Annotated in this window: 8 protein-coding genes and 2 tRNA genes; 9 read left to right on the top strand and 1 reads right to left on the bottom strand. The window is 45.7% G+C overall.

Annotated elements, in window-relative coordinates; translation table 11 throughout:
* Positions 1–28: 28 nt before the first annotated feature.
* From ACO6UY_RS15640 to ACO6UY_RS15620, 5 genes are all read left to right on the top strand, one after another.
* Positions 29–105: transfer RNA gene (locus ACO6UY_RS15640), tRNA-Met, on the top strand.
* Between the two features lie 58 nt (positions 106–163).
* Positions 164–240, top strand: a tRNA-Met gene (locus tag ACO6UY_RS15635).
* A gap of 34 nt (positions 241–274) precedes the next feature.
* Positions 275–1,156 carry a patatin-like phospholipase family protein gene (locus tag ACO6UY_RS15630; RefSeq protein ID WP_422448420.1) on the top strand — a complete coding sequence of 294 codons (882 nt, stop codon included), beginning with the start codon at positions 275–277 and terminating at the stop codon, positions 1,154–1,156.
* A 278-nt stretch (positions 1,157–1,434) separates the two neighbouring features.
* Positions 1,435–2,013, top strand: coding sequence for a DJ-1 family glyoxalase III (locus ACO6UY_RS15625; RefSeq protein ID WP_422462218.1), 579 nt, complete (start codon positions 1,435–1,437; stop codon positions 2,011–2,013).
* Positions 2,014–2,147: 134 nt separating this feature from the next.
* On the top strand, positions 2,148–2,546 hold the full coding sequence (locus ACO6UY_RS15620; RefSeq protein WP_209275073.1) for a hypothetical protein: 399 nt from the start codon (positions 2,148–2,150) through the stop codon (positions 2,544–2,546).
* 148 nt (positions 2,547–2,694) lie between these two features.
* On the opposite strand, the gene ACO6UY_RS15615 is transcribed toward ACO6UY_RS15620, so the two are convergent.
* Positions 2,695–4,377, bottom strand: a complete 1,683-nt coding sequence (locus ACO6UY_RS15615; protein ID WP_422448425.1) for an AMP-binding protein — start codon at positions 4,375–4,377, stop codon at positions 2,695–2,697.
* 306 nt (positions 4,378–4,683) lie between these two features.
* Here ACO6UY_RS15615 and sctD point away from each other — a divergent pair, with 306 nt between their 5' ends.
* Genes sctD through ACO6UY_RS15595 form a run of 4 tightly spaced genes read left to right on the top strand, consistent with a single transcriptional unit; the run spans position 4,684 to position 7,046 of the window.
* A complete protein-coding gene (gene sctD / locus ACO6UY_RS15610) occupies positions 4,684–6,120 on the top strand; it encodes a type III secretion system inner membrane ring subunit SctD (protein WP_422462220.1) in 1,437 nt (478 codons plus the stop codon).
* Complete coding sequence (locus ACO6UY_RS15605; RefSeq protein ID WP_163371874.1) at positions 6,086–6,358, top strand: hypothetical protein; 273 nt, start codon at positions 6,086–6,088, stop codon at positions 6,356–6,358. Before sctD ends, ACO6UY_RS15605 begins: the two co-directional genes overlap by 35 nt.
* Before the next feature lie 14 nt (positions 6,359–6,372).
* The gene (locus ACO6UY_RS15600; RefSeq protein ID WP_101746242.1) at positions 6,373–6,642 is read left to right on the top strand and encodes an EscF/YscF/HrpA family type III secretion system needle major subunit; all 270 of its coding nucleotides are present in this window, start codon (positions 6,373–6,375) and stop codon (positions 6,640–6,642) included.
* Between the two features lie 29 nt (positions 6,643–6,671).
* Positions 6,672–7,046: a tetratricopeptide repeat protein gene (locus tag ACO6UY_RS15595; RefSeq protein WP_101746243.1), complete on the top strand. Its 375-nt coding sequence runs from the start codon at positions 6,672–6,674 to the stop codon at positions 7,044–7,046.
* The last annotated feature ends 1 nt before the right edge of the window (position 7,047 follow it).

The following is a 7,047-nucleotide window of genomic DNA, read 5'->3' as shown; positions in this document are numbered from 1 at the left end:
TTTTAAAGAATCAGCTGAACAGTTTTGTCGCGGGATGGAGCAGTCTGGTAGCTCGTCGGGCTCATAACCCGAAGGTCGTTGGTTCGAATCCAGCTCCCGCAACCACTTTCATAAAGCAGTTGATGTTTCTTTATTTTTTAAAGAATCAGCTGAGCAGTTTTGTCGCGGGATGGAGCAGTCTGGTAGCTCGTCGGGCTCATAACCCGAAGGTCGTTGGTTCGAATCCAGCTCCCGCAACCATCTTATCTCAATTAAGAACCTCATCACTCCAACCATGCAACACATCGCCCCCTCCTCATCCATAAAAAGAGCGCTGGTTGTTGAAGGTGGAGGTATGCGTGGCATTTTCACCGCTGGTATTCTGGACGCTTTTCTTGATAAACGAGTCCAAGCTTTCGATGGTTACTATGGCGTCTCGTCTGGCGCGCTGAATCTCAGTTCATTTATTGCGGGTCAACGTGGACGCAATCTTGATATCTATACCAAGCTATGCCTTGACTCTGAGTTTATCAGTATTCTGCGCCACATCAGGGGTGGGGATCTGTTTGATCTTGACTGGTTTTTCCAAAAGCTTTCACAACAAAACGCTTTAAACTTTGACCGTTTCAGAAAGAGGCTGAACACTCAACGCTTTACCGTTGTCAGCACATGTATTGAAAGTGGAAAACCCGTTTATCACAGCATTGACAGCAACACACCAAATGAGGTCATCAACGACACATTGAAGGCAAGCAGCGCCTTACCCATGATTTATCGAAAGCCGGTATTGGTTAATGACCACGCCCTGACCGATGGCAGTTTATCAGACCCCTTGCCAATACAAAAAGCGATTGATGACGGCCATAATCAGATTGTTGTACTTAGAACCAGGCAAGCAAACTTTCGTAAAAGCTCAGCGACCGGGTCAAAAATTTATGCCTGGCAAAATCGTCAAATGCCAGCCGTGTCAACGCTGATAAAAGATCAGAACATCATTTACAACCAGGCGGCAGATCTTGCGGAATCAGTTGCACAAGACTCAAGCGTACATCTGGTTCATATCTCGCCACTGAAGCCACTGAACACCTCCAGAGGAACAAGACACAGAAACCACCTTGTGTCTGATTACCACAGTGGCTACACCCTCGGCTATAACCTTGCCGGGCAACTGGCATAATACCAATTCATTATCAAATTTATCTCACCAGCCCTAACTATCTGCTAGATTAAAATTCTGTCGGCATAAGAGCCTGTTTAAATATCTTAATGCGAACTGAAAGCGACGATAAAACAATCCTGTTATTCATTTTTTCTCATTTTGTAGTCTGATTCTGTGCAGAAGAGAGCCAATATACAGAAGCTTTATCTCTCAGTTTTAACTACCCGCACAAGATCCCATACGGCCTTAAGCTGCAGACATTTACTTAACACCCCACCTTCTAAATAGGGTCTACCATGCCAAGACAGGTTCTCATCCCAATTGCTGATGGCTCTGAAGACATTGAAGCTGTGTCCATCATAGATACACTCAGGAGAGCGGGCGCACAAGTCACTGTAGCCAGCTGCCTTCCTGATGGCAAACAGACCATCACCACCTCACACAAAACACAGATCACAGCAGATGTGCATATAGAAGCCTGCACAGGCAAGCCGTTTCACCTGATCGCCCTTCCTGGTGGCATGCCCGGTGCCGACAACCTGAAGAACTGCAAAACGCTGATAACACTGCTGCATGACCAGCAAAAAGCCGGAAAATGGTATGCCGCTATATGCGCCTCGCCTGCGGTTGTTCTTGCTCATCACGGTTTACTGGATAACGTCCACGCGACTTGCTACCCCAGCTTCATGGAGCAAATGGAAGGTGCCCTGACACATCCCGGAAACACCGTAGTCGTGGATGAAAAGAAACGGGTTATAACAGCCCAGGGCCCGGGCAATGCCATGGGATTTTCATTTAAATTAGTTGATGCACTCTATGGAAAAGATGCTTTTCGGCCGATAGCCAAACAGATGATTGCTGACTGGGCCTTGTGATCCTTCTCCAGTAAAAACCCCAACCTCATCAGCGATGTTAATTGAACGTAGTTGTACAAATGCGTATAGAATACATATAAGGGTTTTCCGAAGCCGCAGGGAAGCCCAGTGCATTAACCCACGAGGTATGAAAAATGGAAAGCTTTATCCTGATTGTGGCTGGCATTTTTGCACTGTATTACCTGAGTCAAAAACAGGACATTATGGCAAACAAGATGTTTGGTCACGAATTCAACCGTTTCGAGCGGATCTACCACAACACCACCTACTCTTGTCAAAATTCCACCATTGTCAGAAAGCAACTAACCAGTGGAATGCCCCTGCCCTTCATTCCAGCGACCAGCTATTCAGTAAGAGCCTTATGCCTTACCGAAGACAATCACTGGTTCTGGTTTGATGCCTCTATACATCGCATGAAACTGGATCGCACCAGCATTACCCCCACCGATGCCAAAGACGCATTTAACGCCTTGAAAGACGACCCTGAAATACTGCACCGTTACTTCTCAAACCATGACCAGCAATCAGCATAACTGACTGCCAGAAACGCCTTGACATATAAACGACAGATAAAAAATATCCTGTAACCCTGATTACCAGGGATTACAGGACTTGTGATAAAGAGACCACCCTTCCGAATGGATCCCACCAAAGCATAACAGGTTAACTCACAACCTATGACTACCGAAGGTCTTTGCGCAAAATCTTGCCAACCGGTGTCATCGGCAATTCATCACGAAATTCACACACTTTGGGCACTTTATAGGCCGTCAGATAATCACGACACCAGTTTAGTAACTCGTCAGCTGTAAGACTGTCATCTGACTTGATAACAAACAACTTGACCTTCTCCCCGGTATTCTCATCGGGCACTCCAATGGCTGCACAGTTTGCCACCTTCGGATGGCCGGAAACAACATCCTCAATTTCATTCGGATAGACATTAAAACCGGAAACCAGAATCATATCCTTGATGCGGTCAACAATTCTGACAAACCCATCTTCCTGGATCACAGCGACATCACCGGTTTTCAGCCAACCATCCGTACTGAGTACTTCGGCTGTTGCTTCAGCTCTCTGCCAGTATCCGGACATAACCTGCGGCCCCCTGACACAAAGCTCCCCAGGCTCACCTATCGCAGTCTCACCACCATTCTCGTCTATGGTTTTCAGCTCTGTGGAAGGTATTGGCAGGCCCGCTGTACCTGGCTGTGACAAATCACCGGCTGGATTCATACAAACGGCGGGAGAACACTCTGTTAACCCATAAGCTTCAGAAATAATACACCCGGTCTCTTTATGCCACCTTTGAGCCGTTGCCTCCTGCAGCGCTGTCCCTCCGGATAAAGTTACCTTTAAACCTGAGAGATCACATTCTTTAAATTTGGGATGATTCAGCAAGCTGGCAAATAGGGTATTCAGGCCAATAAAAGCAGTAAAACGCCACGGTTTAATAAACTTAATAAATGTATCTGTATCTCTCGGATTAGCTATCAGAATACTGTGATTCCCCATAAACGGCATACACATTAAATGCACTGTGAAGGCATATATGTGATAAAGCGGTAAGGGTGCGATAAGCGTTTCGTGCCCTGTTTTTAAAATTTTCTGCCCCTGTTCATCCACTTGAGACAGCATCTCTTTGGACTGAAGCATATTTGCTATCAAATTCCTGTTAGTCAAAATGGCACCTTTGGCCACCCCGGTAGTACCACCAGTGTATTGAAGTACCAGGGGATCAGAGAGCTTACCCTCCGGAATCGGTTGATAGTCAGAGGCTTTTGCAGCCCTGAAGGAGTCAAGCAGCGGAACTGCTTGGGGTAAGGAATACCGTGGCACCATCTTCTTAACATATTTGACCAGGAAATTAACCACCTGCCGTTTCGGAGCCGGGACCATATCAGCAAGCCGGGTCACAAAAAGATGCTTGATTTCTGTCTGACCAACCACCTCTTCAACGAGATCACCAAAGTTTTCAAAAAATACTAACGCCTTTGCTCCCGAGTCCTTGAACTGGTGCAACATTTCCCGGGCAGTATAAAGCGGGTTGGTATTTACGATAACCAATCCGGCTCGCAACGCGCCATAAACGACAATCGGGTACTGTAGAAGATTGGGCATCTGAATCGCAATTCGATCCCCCGGTTGCAGATCAGTATTTCTTTGGATGTATGCTGCAAACCGCTGACTGTAAAGATCAATGTCAGCATAAGTCAGTGTATGTCCTATGCCTGTAAATGCGGGGAGCGAGCCATTCTCATTTAAAAAAGCATTGATCACAGATAAAGCACTGGAATACTCATCAGGGTTAACAGAATCACCAACCCCAGCAGGCCTTTTACCATTCCAGAATGATGCATCCATAACACTGCGCCTCTTATTTTATGGTTATTGTTATCAGGGCTATTTAACCTTTTCAGGGAATTTTACCCAATATTTTAACGACAGGCATCTAATTAGTGACGAATTTGCCGAATAATTATCATGTAATCTCTGGCAATGACGTTTTTTTTACCTTAATCTATTTTTTAAGACACAATTTACGCAGATAGTCAGAGCACGTAAAGACACCAGTACTAACTACGGACAGAATCAACAGGATGTTGACCATAAAACCGTCTACGAGCCCAGTCAGATCATTTTCTGCTTTACCATGGCAGGAGGTCATTGATGACTGAATTTTACCTGAAAATACTCTCCGGCAACCATATTGGTGCCGAGATCCCCATCGAGCCGGGCAGGTACTCCCTGGGTAAAGATGATGGTTGTGACCTGGTATTAACCGACGACAACCTGAATGATATCGAGCTCATTATTGAGATTTCCAATGATGGCCAGATCAAAATCCAATCAAGCACAGCGGATACGCCTTTATATGTAAATGGCGAGCCCGCAGGCTCGAGTATTCAGTACCGCCACTTTGATATTGTTACCTCAAGCAGCCTGTTTATAGCTATCGGCCCCGCTGATGCAGAGTGGCCACCTCTGGCACTGCCGAACATAGCCCCTCCCCCAACACAGGAACTGACTGTCAGCGAGGAAGAGCTGCCATCCCCTGACCCAGATGAGCTGGATCTATCTGGATCTGACTTTCAGCAGCCACTGTCAGATGAGGATGAAGAGGATGACGAAGAAGATGAGGACGATTTTGATGATACATCCTTTTTAGCAAGTATTGATAAAAGATGGCTTGCCGCCATTCCAGTCATACTGCTGATTATGATAGCCGGCGTGAGTCTGATGATTTCCAACACGGATACCGAAGTACAAAAAGTAACAAGCATCCCGGGAGTTCTCGAAATCTCGGCAAAGGCCAGGGACCAGCTTGGACTTAAAGAGGTAAAGTTCAAACAGCTGCCCGATAAATCATTACTCGTGTCGGGTTATACACCAACGCTTCAGGACAGACTTGAACTGCAAAAATTTCTCAGAAAGCAGGGCATTCCTTTTAATTTGCAGATCATTGTTATGAATGAAATGCGTGATAACGCTGAACTGCTTCTCAGAGACCGTGGTTATGACAAACTTGAGCTGGAGCTGGATAACACGCCCGGATCTCTGGTGATAACCGGATATGTTTCAACTTCTGATGAGCTTGATAACATTATCAGCATGCTCAAACAGGAGATTTATGGGCTTACGTCAGTTGTTGATCAGGTTGAGAACCAGATTAGCCGGGTCAATACCCTCAAATCCATGCTGCGGGAAAAAGGGTTGATACCAAGAATTCATGTCGTCACCCGGGATCAAACGGTGATCCTGAAAGGGCACCTGCTGGATGAAGGACAAGTTTATGACCTGCAAACGGTAGTAGCCAAATTTCAGAAAAAATACGCCAACAAACCATCCATTGAATTAGCCACCAAGTATGCAGGAGGTACAATAACGGACAGTCAATCACCTTTATCGTTAAATATACGCGGTATCAGTATGGGCAAAGTGCCTTACGTGATACTGATCGATGGTTCCAAGTACCTCATAGGAGCAAAACTTTCTAATGGGTATATAATTGAAGATATCAACCTTGAGTATCTTTTATTAGCTAACGGAACTGACAGAATCAAATACCGTCTTGGAGGGAACCGTGACGGACAAACCGAAAAATGAAGAGAATATTCTTCTCTCAACAACTGAAGAACAGTTGATTCAAGATAAGGACGGCTCCTACCGGGATCAGATCCTTAACCATTTACTCTCTGAAGCGACTCGCCTGAAAGGATTAAAAGATAAAGGCGCAGCTCCGGAAGATTTTTCAAAAATCGACAGCCTGCTCACCGCTGTAGTTGCGGCTATGGAGGTCGTTGATAAGAGCTGGAAACAGCATCACGGTCAATCAAAAGCCTGAGAGGGAACTCAGCCATGGCATACCAGGATACCTACAACCCGAATTACAATCAGCCAGGAAGCGCCGGTTTCAGCTTTGACAAAGTATCTGAAACATTCGGAAGCCAGGCAGAAGCGCTCGATACAGCACTGAAAACCCGTGTCGCCAATATGGATCCTAACAGTACCAAGGATATGGTTGAGTTCCAGGTAGAGTTCAACAAGTACATGATTGTTGAAGGTCTTCGTTCAAGTATCGTCAAATCCATCAAGGATACGATACAGAGTATTATTCAGAAGCTCTAAACTAATTTTATGGATGGAGATAGTCAGCAATGATTGATGACAAACTTTTAAAAACTCTGGCGGATATTGGCTTTATGGCCAGCGGAACCGGGCTGCCAAAACATGCTTTTGGCATTTTCAACGGTATTGAAGCCGCCAGGCCTGACAGCCCGCTTAGCACCATCGGCTTTGCCCTTGAGTTTATGAATCGAAAACGTCATCAGGAAGCTATTGACCTGTTGCATAAGGAAGGTCTGGCAAAGCACCCTGAAGATCCTACTATCAAGGCCTTTCTGGGATTAGCTTTGATGTTTGAGGGACGTAATAAAGAAAGTGAAGACTATCTTAAACCACTGCTGTCTTCAAAAGAGGCAGAACCCGCTGAAATGGCCAGAGAACTTCTTGCCAACATCCACGGCCAATAGC

It is taken from the genome of Endozoicomonas sp. ALE010, assembly GCF_049310165.1.
Classification (GTDB): Bacteria; Pseudomonadota; Gammaproteobacteria; order Pseudomonadales; family Endozoicomonadaceae; genus Endozoicomonas.
Note: the sequence above shows the minus strand (reverse complement) of the source record. Positions and strands in the feature narration are given on the sequence as shown.